Origin of the sequence: Streptomyces sp. SID5785 (assembly GCF_009870065.1) — a bacterium.
Taxonomy (GTDB): domain Bacteria; phylum Actinomycetota; class Actinomycetes; order Streptomycetales; family Streptomycetaceae; genus Streptomyces.
The window spans coordinates 1-17,490 of sequence record NZ_WWIA01000211.1 but is presented as its reverse complement, the minus strand read 5'-3'; the positions used below and the strand labels follow the sequence as shown (position 1 = coordinate 17,490).

Sequence of the window (17,490 nt, the reverse complement as noted above, 5' to 3'; positions counted from 1 at the left end):
TTCCTTCGTACTCACCCTCTCGGGCTTTCCTCCGGGCGCTTCCCTTCGGTCTTGCGTTTCCGACTCTATCAGACCGTTTCACCGGCCGATTTCCTCGGGGTCTTACTGGTCTAACCTTTTCGCTTTCCGGCCTTTCGGCTTTCCTGCGGTGTTGACTCTATCAGATCCTTTCGGGCCTGATTCCCTGTCAACCGGGTTTGTCTTCGCGGCTGTTGGGCCGTTCCGACTGGTGAGACTTTAGCGGATTCCTGCGCCCCGACCTAATCGGGGTCCGTCCTTTCGAACGTGGATTCCTCATTTCGCAAAAGCACGCGCAAACGGCACGACAAAGCATCGTCGAGCGTTCGAAGAGTTCCTGCGGAATGGCCGTCCGGGGACCGACCGGGGTCGGTGCTCACGTCGGACAACTCGGAGAACACTACGGATCAGCCCGGGGCGTGTCAACTTCACGCCCCGGGCTGTCAGCGGTGGTTGCCGTCCGCGCCTCTGACCTCAGCTGTTGTTGCCGGAGGCCAGCTCGCGGCTGCGGTCGCGAGCCGCTTCCAGGGCGGCGATGAGCGCGGCCCGTACCCCGTGGTTCTCCAGCTCGCGGATGGCGTTGATGGTCGTACCGGCCGGGGAGGTCACGTTCTCGCGGAGCTTGACCGGGTGCTCCCCGCTGTCACGGAGCATCGTGGCCGCGCCGATGGCGGACTGGACGATCAGGTCGTGGGCCTTGTCGCGCGGGAGGCCGAGCAGGATGCCGGCGTCCGTCATGGCCTCGACCAGGTAGAAGAAGTACGCGGGGCCGGAGCCGGAGAGGGCGGTGCACGCGTCCTGCTGGGACTCGGGGACGCGCAGCGTCTTGCCGACGGAACCGAACAGGCTCTCGGCGTGGGCGAGGTGCTCGGCTGTGGCGTGGGTACCGGCGGAGATGACGGACATGGCCTCGTCGACGAGGGCGGGGGTGTTCGTCATGACGCGGACCACTGGGGTGCCCTCGGGGAGGCGCTCCTCGAAGAAGGTGGTCGGGATGCCGGCGGCGCCGCTGATGATCAGGCGGTCGGCCGGGACGTGCGGCGCGAGCTCGGCCAGGAGCGTGCCCATGTCCTGCGGCTTGACCGTGAGGATCAGGGTGTCGGCCTGCTTGGCGGCTTCCTGGTTGGTGACCGGGGTGACGCCGTAGCGGTCCTGGAGCTCCTGGGCGCGTTCGGGGCGGCGGGCGGTGACCATCAGGTCGGCCGGCGGCCAGCCGCCGCGGATCATTCCGCTGAGCAGGGCTTCACCGATCTTGCCCGTGCCGAGGACGGCGACCTTGTGGCGCGGGTGCTGGCTCGTCTGACTCATGGGGGCATCCTCGCACCGGGCGCCGCGCGGGCCCCGCCGTGTCCGGTGGGCGGACGCGGTCAGGCGGTGCGGCGGCGCAGGGTGGCGGCGCCGAGTCCCAGGACGAGGAGTGCGCAGCCCGCGACGATCAGGACGTCGCGCAGGTAGGCGGCGGTGAGGTCGGTGTGGCGGAGCACCTCGTTCATGCCGTCGACGGCGTACGACATCGGCAGGACGTTCGAGATCGCCTCCAGGACGGGCTGCATCCGGTCGCGCGGGGTGAACAGGCCGCACAGCAGGAGCTGCGGGAAGATCACGGCCGGCATGAACTGGACGGCCTGGAACTCCGAGGCGGCGAACGCCGAGACGAACAGGCCGAGCGCGGTGCCGAGCAGGGCGTCGAGCAGCGCGACGAGAAGCAGCAGCCAGGCGGAGCCCGTGACGTCCAGGTCGAGGGCCCACAGGGCGAGGCCGGTCGCGAGGGCGGACTGGACGACGGCGATCGCGCCGAAGGCCAGGGCGTATCCGGCGATGAGGTCGCCCTTGCCGAGGGGCATGGCGAGGAGCCGTTCGAGGGTGCCGGTGGTGCGCTCGCGCAAGGTGGCGATGGACGTCACCAGGAACATCGTGATCAGCGGGAAGATGCCGAGCAGCGAGGCGCCGATGGAGTCGAAGGTCTCGGGATTCGCGTCGAAGACGTAGCGCAGGAGAACCAGCATCAGGCACGGGACCAGGAGCATCAGGGCGATGGTGCGCGGGTCGTGGCGGAGCTGGCGCAGGACGCGGGTCGCGGTGGCGAGGGTGCGGTGGATGTTCATGGCTGCGTCCCGGGGGCGGTGGCGGCGTTCGCCGCGTCGACGAGCTGGAGGAAGGCCGCTTCGACGGTGTCGGTGTCGGTGCGGGTGCGCAGGGCGTCGGGGGTGTCCTCGGCGAGCAGGGTGCCGTCGCGCATGAGGAGGAGGCGGTGGCAGCGTTCGGCCTCGTCCATGACGTGCGAGGAGACGAGCAGAGTGGTGCCGCGCTCGGTGAGCCGGTGGAAGAGGTTCCACAGGTCGCGGCGGAGGACGGGGTCGAGGCCGACGGTGGGTTCGTCGAGGACGAGGAGTTCGGGAGTGCCGAGGAGGGCGACGGCGAGGGAGACCCTGCTGAGCTGTCCACCGGAGAGGTTGCCGGTGAGGGCGTCGGCGTGGTCGGCGAGGTCGACGTCGCCGATGACGCGCTCGACCTCGCGTCTGCGCTCGTCGGTCCGGTTCCGTCCGGGCAGCAGGACGGCGGCGAAGTAGTCGAGGTTCTGCCTGACGGTGAGGTCGAGATAGACAGAGGGGGCCTGGGTCACGTAACCGACGCGGGAGCGCAGGTCCGGGTGGCCCGCGGGCCGGCCGAGGACGGTGAGGGTGCCGGTGACCCTGGCCTGGGTGCCGACGAGGGCGCGCAGCAGGGTGGACTTTCCGCAGCCGGAGGGGCCGAGGAGCCCGGTGATGCGGCCGCGCGGGACGGTGAATCCGATGCCGCGCAGGACGGGGCGGGTGCCGCGGACGACGGTGAGGTCCGCGGCGTGCACCGCGGGGGTGACGGCGTCCGGGGAGCCGGGGGGACGACTTTTATTCATCACATGATGAATACTCCTCCTGCCCCCTCCGCCCCGTCAACCGTCCTCGCCGCGCCACCCGTCACTACGCATCACTGCCCGTCACGCACGGACGATCGTCAGGTCCAGGGCGTAGGCGTCGTCGACGATCCCGTCGGGGAAGGTGCGCAGCAGGAGTTCCCGCTCGTCCGCGAGGACCGGCGCCGAACGTTCCGGGCCGAGCACGGCGAAGTAGGAGCGGCTGGCCAGATGGGTCAGATGCAGGTCGACGGGGATGCGCCGGGTCCAGTGCAGGCGTCGGTGCACGGGGCGGAGCCCGAGGCCGGCGAGGATCTGCGGGGCCTCCGCGCTGATGCCGTGCCGGTGGTATCCGGGGAGGCGTTCCCGGAGGCGGTCCTCCTGGGCCGCGGTCCACTCGACGTCGGGGTCGGGCACGTTCCACCACAGGGCGAGGGCCCCGCCGGACCGCAGGACGCGCAGCGCCTCGGGGACCGAGCGCGCGGGATCGGTCCAGTGCCAGGACTGGGCGTACGTGACGAGGTCGGCGCTCCCGTCGGCGAGGGGCAGGGCGTCGCCGATGCCGCGGACGAGGGGGACGCCGGGCAGGGCACGGCGGAGTTCGGCGGCCATGCCGGGGCCGGGTTCGACGGCGAGGACATCGGCTCCGCGCTCCCGCAGCAGCCGGGTCGCGATACCGGTACCGGCACCGACGTCCACGGTGCGCAGGCCGCCGAGGGCGCGCCCGCCGATCTCCTCGACGGCGTCGAAGAGCGCGGGCGGATATCCGGGCCGGGCGGTCGCGTACTGGGAGGCGACGGTGTCGAAGGAGCGCGCGAAGTCGGCGGAGGAGGCGAGCCCGTCGGGCTCGTCGGCGGGTGCGGCGGGGTGACGTCCGGAGTCGGTCATGCCGCCATCCTGACGGCGAGGGGCCCTGCCGGGGGCTCAGGCGGGAGTCAGCAGGGGGCCTGCCGTGAACCAGCGGTCACGTCGGGCCGGTCGGATCAGTTCCTGCGCTTCTTCTTCGCCGGGTTGCGGGTGCGGCGGCCGGAGCGGCGCTCGTACTGCTCGACCGCCTTCTCGTACTCCTGGCGGTGCAGCTTCTCGCCGGGGGCCTCCATGAGGCAGCGCAGGGCGTACGCGAGCAGGACGCCCACGAAGCCGATGGCGAGGAAGCCGCGCAGGGAGGCCTGCTTCTCCGGGTCGGGGCGCTCGGAGAAGCCGCTCCAGGTCCGGGTGAAGGCGAGTGCGGAGCAGATCGCGAACATGGCGACGACCAGGACGTTGACGAACGAGCCGACGTCGGCGACGGCCAGGCCCTCGTACGCGAAGCGCAGGACGAAACAGCCTGCCGCGGCGAGGACGAGGGCGCCGATGCCGACTGCGGCACGGCGCAGCAGGTACGGGCCGCTGTGGTCGACCCAGGACGTCCCGAAGAAGCGGATCTCCTCGGGTCGGGGGCCGGGGGGCGTGGGGTCGGGTGCGTCGCTCACGGTTCCGATTATCCCCGGACGGGTCCGCGCGCCGCGCAGGCCGGTCCGGGGACGGGATCCGGAAGGGGAGGAAGGCCGACTCCACGGCCGCCGCCCCTCACCGGAACGAAGCCAGAACCCACGGCCGGTCGATCGGTCAGCGGATCAGCCGGTCGATCGATCGGCGGGTCAGCGGGTCAGCGGGTCAGCGGGTCAGCCGAGCTTGGAGACGTCGCGGACGGCGCCCTTGTCGGCGCTGGTCGCCATGGCCGCGTAGGCGCGCAGTGCGGCCGAGACCTTGCGCTCGCGGTTCTTCGGGGCGTACACGCCGCCGAGGGCCGCGCGGCGCGTGGCGAGCTCGTCGTCGGAGACGAGGAGCTCGATGGAACGGTTCGGGATGTCGATGCGGATCCGGTCGCCGTCCTGGACGAGCGCGATCGTGCCACCGGCGGCGGCCTCGGGCGAGGCGTGGCCGATGGACAGGCCCGACGTGCCACCGGAGAACCGGCCGTCCGTGACGAGCGCGCACACCTTGCCGAGCCCGCGGCCCTTCAGGTACGAGGTCGGGTAGAGCATCTCCTGCATACCCGGGCCGCCCTTGGGGCCCTCGTAGCGGATGACGACGACGTCGCCCTCCGTGACCTGCTGCGTGAGGATCTTCTGGACGGCCTCGTCCTGCGACTCGCAGACGACGGCGGGGCCCTCGAAGGTCCAGATGGACTCGTCGACGCCGGCCGTCTTCACGACGCAGCCGTCCTCCGCCAGGTTTCCCTTGAGAACCGCGAGGCCGCCGTCCTCGGAGTAGGCGTGGGCGACGTCGCGGATGCAGCCGCCCGCCGCGTCCGTGTCGAGGGTGTCCCAGCGCTCGGACTGCGAGAACGCCTCGGCGGAGCGCCGGCAGCCCGGGGCGGCATGCCACAGCTCGCGGGCCTCCGCGCTCGCCGAACCGCTGCGGATGTCCCAGTCGCCGAGCCACTGCTTGACGGACGGCGAGTGGACGGTGTGCACGTCCTCGTTGAGCAGACCGCCCCGGTACAGCTCGCCGAGCAGGGCGGGGATGCCGCCGGCGCGGTGCACGTCCTCCATGTAGTACGTCTTCGAGCCCGCCACGTTCGGCGCGACCTTCGACAGGCAGGGGACGCGGCGCGAGACGGCGTTGATGTGGTCGAGGTTGTAGTCGACCTCGGCCTCCTGCGCGGCGGCCAGCAGGTGCAGGATCGTGTTCGTGGAGCCGCCCATGGCGATGTCGAGCGCCATCGCGTTCTCGAAGGCCGCGTGGGTGGCGATGTTGCGCGGGAGGACGGTGTCGTCGTCCTCGCCGTAGTAGCGGCCGGCCAGCTCGACGACCGTGGCGCCCGCCCGCTCGTACAGCGCCTTGCGGGCGGTGTGCGTGGCGAGGACCGACCCGTTGCCCGGCAGGGAGAGGCCGATGGCCTCGGTCAGGCAGTTCATCGAGTTGGCGGTGAACATGCCGGAACAGGAGCCGCAGGTCGGGCAGGCGTTCTCCTCGATGCGGAGGATGTCCTCGTCGGAGATCTTGTCGTTCACGGCCTCGGACATCGCGTCGACGAGGTCGAGCGTGCGGACCGTGCCGTCGACGAGGGTGGCCCGGCCGGACTCCATCGGGCCGCCGGAGACGAAGACCGTCGGGATGTTGAGCCGCAGGGCGGCCATCAGCATGCCGGGGGTGATCTTGTCGCAGTTCGAGATGCACACCAGCGCGTCGGCGCAGTGCGCCTCGACCATGTACTCGACGGAGTCGGCGATCAGGTCGCGCGACGGCAGGCTGTAGAGCATGCCGCCGTGGCCCATGGCGATGCCGTCGTCCACGGCGATGGTGTTGAACTCGCGGGCGATGCCGCCCGCGGCCGTGATGGCGTCGCTCACGATGCGGCCGACCGGCGCGAGGTGCGTGTGACCCGGGACGAACTCGGTGAACGAGTTCGCGACGGCGATGATCGGCTTCCGGCCGATGTCCGCACCGGGTACACCGGAGGCGCGCATAAGGGCGCGTGCGCCCGCCATGTTGCGGCCGTGGGTGACTGTGCGGGACCTCAGCTCGGGCATCGTCGCTCGACTCCTTCAGGCGGAAATGACTGCCTCCGAGCCTACGCCGCCCCTCCAAGATCTGGACACCCTGTCCGCATACCGAAACATACGTCTCAATGCGTGCCGTCGAGATGCCCCTGCACCACGGGCGCGACCCGGGTGATCACGTCCTCCGCGTCGGCGGAGGCAAGCGGCTCGGTCCCGACCACGTAGCGGAGCATCGCGATCCCCACGAGCTGTGCGGCGGCCAGCGACACCCGCAGCTCCGCCTCCCCCTCCGGCACGTCGAGCCGCCCCGCGATGCGCCCGAGCAGCTGGGCGACGATCAGCCGCCGGAAGACACCGGCCGCCGCCTCGTTGTTCACCGCGGAGCGCACGATGGCCAGCACGGGGGCCCGGGTCGCCGGGTTCTCCCAGATGCCGAAGAAGAATCGGGTCAGGCGCTCGCCGACCCCGTCGAGCGCGCCGTCCTCGATCATGGCCGAGGCGCCGAGGGCCGGCGCGAAGTCCATCTCGACCGCGGCCCCGAAGACCTGCTCCTTGGTACCGAAGTAGTGGTGCACCAGGGCGGGGTCGACCCCGGCGACCTTGGCGATGCCGCGCACCGAGGTCTTCTCGTAGCCCCGCGCGGCGAACTCGTCGCGGGCCGCGCCCAGGATCCGCTCCCGCGCCCCGCTCGCCTCACTGCCCGCGGGACGCCCCCGGCGCCGCGCGGTCATGAACGGGGCACCCGCACCGCGGACGCGAGATGCAGCCGGGTGAAGGCGAGTGCCTCGGCGAGATCGGCCTCGCGTTCGGCGCTGGACATGGCCCGCCGCGTGTTGACCTCGATGACGACGTGCCCGTCGAACCCGCTCAGCGCGAGCCGCTCGAGCAGTGCCGCACAGGGCTGGCTCCCGCGCCCGGGCACCAGGTGCTCGTCCTTGGCCGACCCGTTCCCGTCGGCGAGGTGCACGTGCCCCAGCCGGTCGCCCATCCGGTCGACCATGGCCAGCGCGTCGGTGCGCGCCGTGGCCGTGTGACTCAGGTCGACGGTGAAGTGCCGGTAGTCGTCCTTGGTGACGTCCCAGTCCGGGGCGTAGGCCAGCATCTCGCGGTCGCGGTAGCGCCAGGGGTACATGTTCTCGACGGCGAACCGCACATCGGTCTCCTCGGCCATGCGCCACACGCCCCGCACGAAGTCCCGTGCGTACTGCCGCTGCCAGCGGAACGGCGGATGCACGACCACGGTCGAGGCCCCCAGCCGCTCCGCGGCGGACCTGGCCCGCTGCAGCTTGGTCCACGGATCGGTCGACCACACCCGCTGGGTGATGAGGAGACACGGCGCGTGAACAGCGAGGATCGGCATGCGGTGAAAGTCCGACAGGCGCCGCAGCGCATCGATGTCCTGGCTGACGGGGTCGGTCCACACCATGACCTCGACGCCGTCGTATCCCAGGCGCGCCGCGATCTCGAAGGCGGTAGCCGTCGACTCCGGATACACGGAAGCCGTGGACAGCGCGACCTTCGCATCCGGGATGCGCACCACTGGTTCTGCCACGGAGACAGACTACGATCCCCGCTCCCCCGAAGGCCCCGCTCCCGCAGAACCTCACACGACACAAGGCACAAGAGGAGCAGAACGAGAACAAATCACCCGACCCGCGGATCAGCCAGGTACGAGACGGGAGGGTCCGCACGGGGCATGTGCGCGCGCAGCACCCGAGCCCTTCACTCCCCGTACCGTTCCCAGCCGGCGGTGCTCGCAAGATGGCGAGCACGCACATGCCCCGGGCGGCCCCGGCCGCACCCCGACACCTGTCGGAACAAGACGGAAAGCCGCTGAAGGCACCCCGGACGGCCACCCTCCCTTCAGGCGCCTTCCCCTCCGGGCAGATGATCGAGCCGCCGCAGGATGACCCCTTCGCGCAGCGCCCAGGGGCAGACCTCCAGCGTCTCGACGCCGAACAGATCCATGGCGCCCTCGGCCACGAGCGCCCCGGCCAGCAGCTGCCCGGCCCGCCCCTCGGAGACCCCCGGCAGCTCCGCACGCTCCGCCGCCGTCATCGCGGCGAGCTGCGGCACCCAGTCCTCCAGCGACTTCCGCTTCAACTCCCGCTGGACGTACTGCCCCTCGCCGGAGCGCGCGGCTCCGGCGAGCCGGGCCAGCTGCTTGAACGTCTTCGAGGTGGCCACCACATGGTCCGGCGCCCCGAACCGGCTGAACTCCCCGACCGTCCGCGCGATCTGCGCCCGCACATGCCGCCGCAGCGCCTTCACGTCGGCCGGGTCCGCCGGGTCCCCGGGCAGCCAGCCGGCGGTGAGCCGCCCGGCGCCGAGCGGCAGCGACACGGCCGCGTCCGGCTCCTCGTCGATCCCGAAGGCGATCTCCAGCGAGCCGCCCCCGATGTCGAGGACGAGCAGCTTCCCGGCGGACCAGCCGAACCACCGCCGTACGGCGAGAAAGGTCAGCCGGGCCTCCTCGGCCCCGCTGAGCACGCGCAGCTCGACCCCGGTCTCCTCCTTGACGCGGGCGAGCACCTCGTCCGCATTGGTCGCCTCGCGCACCGCCGACGTGGCGAACGGCAGCAGGTCCTCGACGCCCTTGTCCTCGGCGGCCTCGAGCGCACCGCGCACCGTGCCGACGAGCCGCTCGACGCCCTCGGGGCCGATCGCCCCGCGCTCGTCGAGGAGTTGAGCGAGCCGCAGGTCGGCCTTGTGCGAGTGCGCGGGCAGCGGGCGGGCGCCCGGGTGGGCGTCCACCACGAGCAGATGCACCGTATTCGAACCCACGTCGAGGACACCGAGTCTCATGTACGGAACGCTACTGCGCCGCGGAGCACCTCGGTCCCCCGAGGCCGGAGCGGGGTGCCCGGCGGGGCTTCCCGCGCGCTTACCCTGGAGCTGTGCCAAAGACGAAAAAGGCCAAGGCCGACAAGGGCGACAAAAAGAAGCCGGCACCGCGGAAGCCGGACGCGCCGCAGGGGCAGGACGAGAAGCCCATCGACTTCCCGCGGGCATGGGTGGAGTTCCCGGACCCCGCGGACGACGAGCAGATCTTCCGCTGCGATCTGACATGGCTGACCTCTCGTTGGACCTGCATCTTCGGCAGCGGCTGCCAGGGCATCCAGGCCGGCCGCGCCGACGACGGCTGCTGCACGCTGGGCGCGCACTTCTCGGACGAGGACGACGAGAAGCGCGTCGCGGAGCACGTGGCGCGGCTCACGCCGGACATCTGGCAGCACCACGACGTGGGCACCCGGACCGGCTGGGTGGCGAAGGACGAGGACGGCGAGCGCCAGACCCGCCCGTACAACGGGTCGTGCATCTTCCAGAACCGCCCGGGCTTCAAGGGCGGCGCGGGCTGCTCGCTGCACATCCTGGCGATCAAGGAGGGCCGCGAGCCGCTCGAGACGAAGCCGGACGTCTGCTGGCAGCTGCCGATCCGCCGGACCTACGAGTGGATCGACCGCCCGGACGAGACGCGCGTGCTCCAGGTCTCGATCGGCGAGTACGACCGCAGGGGCTGGGGCCCGGGCGGCCACGACCTGCACTGGTGGTGCACGTCGGCCACGTCGGCGCACGGCGCGGGCGATCCGGTGTACGTGTCGTACGGGCCGGAGCTGACCGAGCTGATGGGCAAGGCCGGCTACGACAAGCTGGTCGAGCTGTGCGAGGAGCGCCTGGCGGCTGCGCCGAAGGGCCTGCCGCTGCTGGCCCCGCACCCGGCGGACCCGGCCTGACGCGACCGGAACCGGCCGGGGCCGACCGGCCCCGGCCACCGGGGCCACGGCCGGACGACCGGCCGGCAGGCTCAGGAGGTCGACGGCGTCGGGTCCCCGGTCGGATCCGACGGACCCGGGCTGCCCGGGTCGGTGGGGTCCGGTGACGTGTCCGTCGGCGTCGGGTCCGGAGAGGTCGGCGGCGGGGTGGTGGGATCGCTCGGCGTCGGGTCCGGGTCGGACGGCGAGGACGGGTCGCTGGGCGTGGGGTCCGGGTCGGAGGGCCCGGGGCCCGGCCCAGGCGCCCCGGTCGGGCCGGGCCCGGGCGACCCCGAGTGGGAACTGCCGTACCCCTCCAGGGAGATGACGGCCCCCGACGGGTCGACGGCGACACGCGCGCTCCAGTGCCCGGCGGGCTCCCTGCGGTGGTCGACGTAGACCCGGACGGTGGCGGTCTCGCCGGGCCGCAGGGTGCCGGAGGACCGGCTGAGGTACAGCCAGGAGGCGCCGGTGGAGGCGGTCCAGTGGACGGGTGAACTCCCGGACGCGGTCAGCCGGATGACGGTCACGCCGCCGCTGGGCTCGGCCTCGACGGTGAGCCGCCCGGGCCCGGAGGCCCCGCCGCGCGAGGGCGGTGAGATGACCTCGACGGAGACGTCGGACGGGTTCCCGTCGTCGCTGAAGCGCGGGTCGGGGGTAGTGCGGGCATTGCCCGCGTTCTCGTAGGAGCCACCCGCGCGGTCGCCGTCCAGCTCGCCGGAGTCGGCCTCGCTGGCGCTGATGGAGCGGCCATCGCTGCCCTCGCCGGTCGTGGGGCCGCGGTAGGCCGCCCACAGGGCGAGCACGGGCGCGGCCACGACGGTGGCGACGACGGTGGTGGTGACGGCGCGGGCGCGCAGCCGGTCACGGCGGGCCGCACGGTCCTTGGGGTCCATCGGGAAGCCGCGCCGGTCGAAGCGCGGGGCGCCGCCCGGGTGCGGGGCGTGCATGGCCTGGTGCAGGGCGGCGCGCGGGGCCTCGACGAGCGGGAGCGCGGCCGGGGTGACGGAGGTGCCCGGCCAGGCGCCGGGGGCAGCGCGCTCGGCGGTGCGCCGGCAGCGCGGGCAGTCGTCGACGTGCCGGACGAGCTCGCGGCGCAGGGCGGCGGAGAGCAGCAGCTGATGGTCCCCCGTGAGGCGGGCGACGCTGGGGCAGGTGCCGGTCTCGACGACGGCGAGCGCGGCGCGGGTGCGCTCGACCTCGCAGGCGGCGGAGGAGAGCAGCTCGCGGGTGACGCCGGGGTCGGTGCCGAGGGCGGCGGCGACCTCGCGCGGCGAGAGCTGGTGCCGGACGGCGAGCTCGAGGGCCTCGCGCTGCTCGGGGGTCGTGCCCGCGGCCTCGGGCCAGGCCAGCTGGGCGAGCTGCCGGCGGCGCAGGGCGTCCTCCTGCGTGGGCACGGGCGCCGGGGCGGACGCGGCGCCCGGTCCGGTGCCGGTGGGCTTGCCGCCGCCGGGGGCCTTGCCCGCGCTCCCGGCGGCGTGAGCGGCGGCTCGATCGGCGGGCTGAGGAGCGGCGCGACCGGCGTGACCGGATTGACCGGCGGCGTGACCGGCCTGCCTGCGCCGCTTCGCCTCGGCCATGCGGCGCAGGCAGGACCAGCGGGCCAGCGCGTACAGCCAGGCCCGGCGGTCGGCGGCGGCGTCGGGTGCACGACCGCCGCGCCGCTCCGCGAGCGCGAGGGCGTCGCCGAGCGCGGCGATGGCCTCGTCGTGGTCGCAGAGGATGGAGAGGCAGTACGTGAAGAGGCCGTCGAGACACGGCTCGTAGCGCGCGGGCGGGCGCTGGGGAACAGCGCGCGGCGCGGGGCGCCTCGCCCCGGCGCGGTGCGCCCGGTGTGCGCCGGTGGTGTGCGTGGAGGGTTCCGGCCTGCTGCTCATCACCTGTGCGACCGTAGGGGCCGGTGCGGGTCCCTTCCGCCCCCTTGAGCACATTTAATCCTTACGGGTGAAACGATCCCTCAAAAGAGGACAGGAAGCCCGTATTCCGTGGCCAGCGCACGTACGGGCGGCGACGGCGGCGCCTTCCGCGCGGGGCGCTGTCAGTGGCGCCCCGCGGGGTGCTGTCAGTGGCGCCCGCTACGGTTCGGTGCATGGCTGCCCGTACCAAATCCGCCAAGGACCGACCGTCGTACCGCTGCACGGAGTGCGGCTGGCAGACGGCCAAGTGGCTGGGCCGCTGCGCCGAGTGCCAGGCGTGGGGGACGATCGAGGAGTACGGCGCGCCCGCGGTGCGCACGACCGCCCCGGGCCGCGTCACGACGTCCGCGGTGCCCATCGGCCAGGTCGACGGCCGGCAGGCCACGGCGCGCGGGACGGGCGTGCCCGAGCTGGACCGGGTCCTGGGCGGCGGCCTCGTCCCGGGCGCGGTGGTGCTGCTGGCGGGCGAGCCCGGCGTCGGCAAGTCCACGCTGCTGCTCGACGTCGCGGCGAAGTCGGCGTCCGAGGAGCACCGGACGCTGTACGTGACGGGCGAGGAGTCCGCGTCCCAGGTGCGGCTGCGCGCGGACCGCATCAAGGCGATCGACGACCACCTGTATCTCGCGGCCGAGACGGATCTGGCCGCGGTCCTCGGCCACTTGGACGCGGTGAAGCCCTCGCTGCTGATCCTGGACTCGGTGCAGACGGTGGCGTCCCCGGAGATCGACGGCGCGCCGGGCGGCATGGCGCAGGTCCGCGAGGTGGCGGGCGCGCTGATCCGGGCGTCGAAGGAGCGCGGCATGTCGACGCTCCTGGTCGGCCACGTCACGAAGGACGGCGCAATCGCGGGCCCGCGCCTGCTGGAGCACCTGGTGGACGTGGTGCTGCACTTCGAGGGCGACCGGCACGCGCGCCTGCGCCTGGTCCGCGGGGTGAAGAACAGGTACGGGACGACGGACGAGGTCGGCTGCTTCGAGCTGCACGACGAGGGGATCACGGGCCTGGCCGACCCCAGCGGTCTGTTCCTGACACGGCGCGCGGAGCCGGTGCCGGGCACCTGTCTGACCGTCACCCTGGAGGGCCGCCGCCCGCTGGTGGCCGAGGTGCAGGCGCTGACGGTGGACTCGCAGATCCCGTCGCCGCGCCGCACGACCTCCGGTCTGGAGACGTCGCGTGTCTCGATGATGCTGGCGGTGCTGGAGCAGCGCGGCCGGATCAGCGCGCTGGGCAAGCGGGACATCTACTCGGCGACGGTCGGCGGCGTGAAGCTGTCGGAGCCCGCGGCCGACCTCGCGATCGCGCTCGCGCTGGCGTCCGCGGCGAGCGACACCCCGCTGCCGAAGAATCTCGTGGCGATCGGCGAGGTGGGCCTCGCGGGCGAGGTCAGACGGGTCACGGGGGTGCAGCGCCGGCTCGCGGAGGCGGCCCGGCTGGGCTTCACGCACGCGCTGGTACCGGCCGATCCGGGCAAGATCCCGCCCGGCATGAAGGTGCTGGAGGTCGCCGACATGGGAGAGGCACTGCAGGTGCTGCCGAGGAGCCGTCGGCGAGAGGCCCCACGGGAGACGGAGGAGCGCCGGTAGACTTTGCCCTGGTCTCGCCCGTGCGTACGAACGCGAACGAACCCCAGGGCACCCCAGAGTCTGCGATCCGGAGGAGTGCAGTGGCAGCCATCGACCGGGCGACAGGTCCCGGCAAGTCCGGCGGGAGTTCCGGTGCGGACGGCCTGATGCGCGCTGCGCTGAGCGCGGTCGCGCCCGGCACCGGCCTGCGTGACGGCCTGGAGCGCATCCTCCGCGGCAATACGGGCGGTCTCATCGTCCTCGGTTCCGACAAGACGGTGGAATCGATGTGTACCGGCGGATTCGTCCTCGACGTGGAGTTCACGGCGACGCGCCTGCGCGAGCTGTGCAAGCTCGACGGCGGCATCGTGGTCTCGTCGAACCTCGACAAGATCCTCCGGGCCGGCGTCCAGCTGGTCCCCGACCCGACGATCCCCACCGAGGAGACCGGCACCCGGCACCGCACGGCGGACCGGGTCAGCAAGCAGGTCGGCTTCCCCGTCGTGTCGGTGTCCCAGTCGATGCGGCTGATCGCCCTGTACGTGGACGGGCAGCGGCGCGTCCTGGAGGACTCGGCGGCGATCCTGTCCCGGGCCAACCAGGCGCTCGCGACGCTGGAGCGGTACAAGCTGCGCCTCGACGAGGTCGCAGGCACGCTGTCCGCGCTGGAGATCGAGGACCTGGTCACGGTGCGGGACGTCACGGCGGTGGCCCAGCGCCTCGAGATGGTGCGGCGGATCGCCACGGAGATCGCCGAGTACGTCGTGGAGTTGGGCACCGACGGGCGCCTCCTGTCGCTCCAGCTGGACGAGCTGATCGCGGGCGTCGAGCCCGAGCGCGAACTGGTCATCAGGGACTACGTGCCGGCGCCGACGGCCAAGCGGTCCCGCACAGTGGACGAGGCGCTCGCGGAGCTGGACGCCCTCCACCAGAACGAGCTGCTCGAACTGCCGATCGTGGCCCGCGCCCTGGGGTACACGGGCTCGCCCGAGGCCCTGGACTCGGCGGTGTCGCCGCGCGGCTTCCGGCTCCTGGCGAAGGTGCCGCGGCTGCCCGGGGCGATCATCGACCGGCTCGTGGAGCACTTCGGCGGACTGCAGAAGCTGCTCGCGGCGAGCGTGGACGACCTGCAGACGGTGGACGGCGTGGGCGAGGCCCGCGCGCGCAGCGTCCGCGAGGGGCTGTCGCGGCTCGCGGAGTCGTCGATCCTGGAGCGGTACGTGTAGCTCCGCGGCGGGGGTGTGCGGCTCTGCGGCGGGGCGGGCAGCTCCCGCGGCAGGGCAGGCAGCTCGCACGCGGCGGGGCGGACGGCTTGGCGTCGAGGCGTGCAGCAATGCGGCGAGGTATGCAGCTCCGTGGCCCAGCGAGGTACGCAGCTCCGTGGCTGGGCGGGCGGACGCAGACGAAGAGACGAGAGGGGCGGGACCTTTGCGGTCCCGCCCCTCTCGTCGTGCAGGTCTCGCCCCCACCCGCCGTACGGGTCCGGATCGGCCCGTCGGGGAGGGGCTCAGTCGGCCTTGAGGACGAACGAGGCCTTCGCGCCGCTCAGTTGTGCGCCCTTGACCTCGACGAGGTAGGTGCCCGGCGTCGCCGCGCCCGCGGAGGGCGTCGCGCACTGCGGGGCGCTCGGCCGGCGGTCCCAGGTGAGCGTGTGGGTGACCTTGCCGCCGGCGGGGACGCGGAGCAGCAGCCCGCCGCCGTCGGCCGGGCAGTCCTCGGAGGACCAGAACTTCTTGTCGCCGTCCGCCTTCGTGATCGTCAGAACCGCTGTGCGCGGGCCGAGATCGACCTTGCAGTCCTTGTCGGCGGTGTTCTCGACGGTCAGGACGAGGCGGGGCTTGTCGTCGGGGCCGTAGGAGTTGTGGATGCTGCGCACGGACAGGGTCACGCCGCCCGTCGTGCAGTCCGGCAGGCTGGACCCGGCCGGCACCCGGTCGCCCGAGGTGGCGCCGCTGTCGCCGGAGCCGCCCCCTGAGCCTGCGCCGTCACCGCCGCCCGAGGCCCCGTCCGAACTCCCGCCGGAGCCACCGGAGTCGGCCCCGCCGTCCGCGCCGCCGGAGCCGCCCGCACCGGAGCCTCCCGAGCCGGAACCGCCCGACTCGTCACGCCCGCCCGGGTGTTGGCTGATCGCGGGGCCCGAGCCCGAAGGGCCAGGGGTGATGGATTCGGTCGGATGCTTGCCGTCGGTGCCGCCGGCGCCCTTGTTCCCCGTGCCGCCGCCCAGGGTGACGATCCACAGCGCCAGCAGGGCGAGGAGCGCCACGACGGACAGCAGAACGACCCTCCGGCGCCAGTAGATGGAGGAGGGAAGCGGCCCGATCGGATTGCGCAGAGATCCCACGGCTCAAACCTTACGAGAGATCGGGCCGTTGTCCGGCCCCTACCCGCCGCCTGGACCCGTGGTTTTCCGGATCATCATCATGACAGCGCCGGCGGAGGCCTGTCTCCCGGCAGGGTGGAACGGGCGCCCGGCTTACGCCCGGCTTACGCCCGACAGCCGCCCGACAGAAGCCCGCCGGATGTCAGCACCCCCGCGCGTTGCGTACTGTCCGTCAGATGGGAACCATCGACTCCGACCTTTATCGCGACATCACGTCGTTCGCCCACGACACCCCGTCCTGGTTCCAGGACCTGATGGAGGTGTGGACGGAACTGGGGCTGCTGCTGTTCGCCGTGCTCTTCGTCGCGGCGTGGTGGCGGGCCCGGCGCGGGGACCCGCGCGCGCTCGCCGTGGCCGTGCTCGCGCCGCTCGGCACGGCCGTGGCGTACGTGGCCAGCGAGTTGATCAAGTCGGGGATCGACGAGGAGCGGCCCTGCCGGGCGGTCTCCGGCGCACTGCCGTCGCTGATCGACTGCCCGGCGTACGGGGACTGGTCGTTCCCCAGCAACCACGCGACGATCGCGGCCGGGGCCGCGGTGGGGCTCGCGCTCGCCTGGCGGCGGATCGGGCTGCTGACGGTGCCGATGGCGCTCATGATGGCGTTCTCCCGGGTCTTCGTCGGCGTGCACTACCCGCACGACGTGGCGGCCGGTCTGCTGCTCGGCACGGTGGTCGCGCTGCTCGTGGTGGGGATGGGCGGGCGGCCCGGGGCGCGGGTCGCGCTCGCGATGCGGGGGTCTCGGAACGGGGTCGTGCGCTGGTTCGCGGGGCCGGGGCAGGCCGCCTCTACGCCGCCGCGCTCGTCGTACGGGGCCACGCCCCAGACCCGGGCCCCGTCGCCCTACCCGGCCCAGCCGGCGCCCTGGGCTCAGGAGCCGGCCGCCCAGCAGGCATGGCCGCAGGAGCCGTACCCGGGACAGGCCGTGCCTGGAGGCCAGGAGCCGTACCCGGGGCAGGCCGTACCCGGGGGCCAGGAGCCGCCCTACCCCGGGCAGGCCGCGTCCCCGGCTCAGGAGCCGCCCTACCCGGGGCGGCAGGACTGGGGGCGGGAGCAGCACCGGCGCTGACGTGCGTGTTGGGGCGACCCGGCCGGCCCGGGCTGTCTGTCCCCGGACTCCGTCGGGAGGGGGTGATCGGGGCGCGGCCACGCCCGGGGCTCTCCGTCGCCCCGACCTTGCTCCCACCGTCCCGCCCCCCTCCGGGGCGCCGTCGGCTCGGCGCCGGGCGTATCGGTTTCCGCCCGGGCATGTGTTGCCCGGCCCGGGGTCCCTGATACGCCGGTGCTCCGGTGCGCCCAGGCCCGCGCTGTCACGCCGCCCCGATCCCACCATCCCGCCCCTCCAGGGGCGCTCGCCCCGGCACCGGGCGCAACCGTCTCCGCCTCGGACCCGGCGAACCCGAGCTCCGGGCACGCGGCCCGATCGCCACCGCCTTGGGCAGTCTGCCGCCAGGGGCGGCACGGGTGGGCAAGGCGGCACCCC

The 17,490-nt window shown here is 73.0% G+C and carries 14 protein-coding genes and 1 pseudogene; 4 read left to right on the top strand and 11 right to left on the bottom strand.

The features are described 5' to 3' along the window. Nucleotides 1-492: 492 nt before the first annotated feature. From proC to GTW43_RS06505, 9 genes are all read right to left on the bottom strand, one after another. Nucleotides 493-1,326 (bottom strand): pyrroline-5-carboxylate reductase, encoded by an 834-nt coding sequence (proC, locus tag GTW43_RS06545; RefSeq protein ID WP_161300674.1) that lies wholly within the window; start codon nucleotides 1,324-1,326, stop codon nucleotides 493-495. A gap of 59 nt (nucleotides 1,327-1,385) precedes the next feature. Then, entirely contained in the window at nucleotides 1,386-2,123 is a 738-nt protein-coding gene (locus tag GTW43_RS06540) for an ABC transporter permease (RefSeq protein WP_161300673.1), read from the bottom strand. Continuing rightward, nucleotides 2,120-2,914, bottom strand: coding sequence for an ABC transporter ATP-binding protein (locus tag GTW43_RS06535; RefSeq protein ID WP_161300672.1), 795 nt, complete (start codon nucleotides 2,912-2,914; stop codon nucleotides 2,120-2,122). Before GTW43_RS06535 ends, GTW43_RS06540 begins: the two co-directional genes overlap by 4 nt. Before the next feature lie 81 nt (nucleotides 2,915-2,995). Then, a complete protein-coding gene (locus GTW43_RS06530; protein ID WP_161300671.1) occupies nucleotides 2,996-3,799 on the bottom strand; it encodes a class I SAM-dependent methyltransferase in 804 nt (267 codons plus the stop codon). A 95-nt stretch (nucleotides 3,800-3,894) separates the two neighbouring features. After that, on the bottom strand, nucleotides 3,895-4,383 hold the full coding sequence (locus GTW43_RS06525) for an EamA/RhaT family transporter (protein WP_343245923.1): 489 nt from the start codon (nucleotides 4,381-4,383) through the stop codon (nucleotides 3,895-3,897). 192 nt (nucleotides 4,384-4,575) lie between these two features. Continuing rightward, on the bottom strand, nucleotides 4,576-6,429 hold the full coding sequence (gene ilvD / locus GTW43_RS06520; RefSeq protein ID WP_161300670.1) for a dihydroxy-acid dehydratase: 1,854 nt from the start codon (nucleotides 6,427-6,429) through the stop codon (nucleotides 4,576-4,578). 95 nt (nucleotides 6,430-6,524) lie between these two features. After that, the gene (locus GTW43_RS06515; protein WP_161300669.1) at nucleotides 6,525-7,130 is read right to left on the bottom strand and encodes a TetR family transcriptional regulator; all 606 of its coding nucleotides are present in this window, start codon (nucleotides 7,128-7,130) and stop codon (nucleotides 6,525-6,527) included. Then, nucleotides 7,127-7,951, bottom strand: coding sequence for a sugar phosphate isomerase/epimerase (locus tag GTW43_RS06510; protein ID WP_161300668.1), 825 nt, complete (start codon nucleotides 7,949-7,951; stop codon nucleotides 7,127-7,129). The genes GTW43_RS06515 and GTW43_RS06510 overlap by 4 nt, the downstream gene beginning before the upstream one ends. 311 nt (nucleotides 7,952-8,262) lie before the next feature. Further along, the gene (locus tag GTW43_RS06505; RefSeq protein WP_161300667.1) at nucleotides 8,263-9,204 is read right to left on the bottom strand and encodes a Ppx/GppA phosphatase family protein; all 942 of its coding nucleotides are present in this window, start codon (nucleotides 9,202-9,204) and stop codon (nucleotides 8,263-8,265) included. Nucleotides 9,205-9,296: 92 nt separating this feature from the next. On the opposite strand from GTW43_RS06505, the gene GTW43_RS06500 reads away from it, so the two are divergent. After that, nucleotides 9,297-10,133 (top strand): hypothetical protein, encoded by an 837-nt coding sequence (locus GTW43_RS06500; RefSeq protein WP_161300666.1) that lies wholly within the window; start codon nucleotides 9,297-9,299, stop codon nucleotides 10,131-10,133. Between the two features lie 71 nt (nucleotides 10,134-10,204). Here the strand turns inward: GTW43_RS06500 and GTW43_RS06495 are convergent, their stop codons facing one another. Continuing rightward, nucleotides 10,205-12,031 (bottom strand): hypothetical protein, encoded by a 1,827-nt coding sequence (locus GTW43_RS06495; RefSeq protein ID WP_161300665.1) that lies wholly within the window; start codon nucleotides 12,029-12,031, stop codon nucleotides 10,205-10,207. Nucleotides 12,032-12,240: 209 nt separating this feature from the next. Between GTW43_RS06495 and radA the strand changes: the two genes are divergently transcribed. Both radA and disA read left to right on the top strand, forming a co-directional pair. Further along, nucleotides 12,241-13,650, top strand: a complete 1,410-nt coding sequence (radA, locus tag GTW43_RS06490) for a DNA repair protein RadA (protein ID WP_161300664.1) — start codon at nucleotides 12,241-12,243, stop codon at nucleotides 13,648-13,650. Between the two features lie 80 nt (nucleotides 13,651-13,730). Continuing rightward, nucleotides 13,731-14,855: a DNA integrity scanning diadenylate cyclase DisA gene (gene disA / locus GTW43_RS06485; RefSeq protein WP_161300663.1), complete on the top strand. Its 1,125-nt coding sequence runs from the start codon at nucleotides 13,731-13,733 to the stop codon at nucleotides 14,853-14,855. Nucleotides 14,856-15,136: 281 nt separating this feature from the next. Here the strand turns inward: disA and GTW43_RS06480 are convergent, their stop codons facing one another. Then, complete coding sequence (locus GTW43_RS06480; protein WP_161300662.1) at nucleotides 15,137-15,970, bottom strand: hypothetical protein; 834 nt, start codon at nucleotides 15,968-15,970, stop codon at nucleotides 15,137-15,139. A 215-nt stretch (nucleotides 15,971-16,185) separates the two neighbouring features. Between GTW43_RS06480 and GTW43_RS06475 the strand changes: the two are divergent. After that, nucleotides 16,186-16,785 (top strand): annotated as a pseudogene (locus tag GTW43_RS06475) (phosphatase PAP2 family protein); the annotation flags it as partial. Nucleotides 16,786-17,490 lie beyond the last annotated feature (705 nt).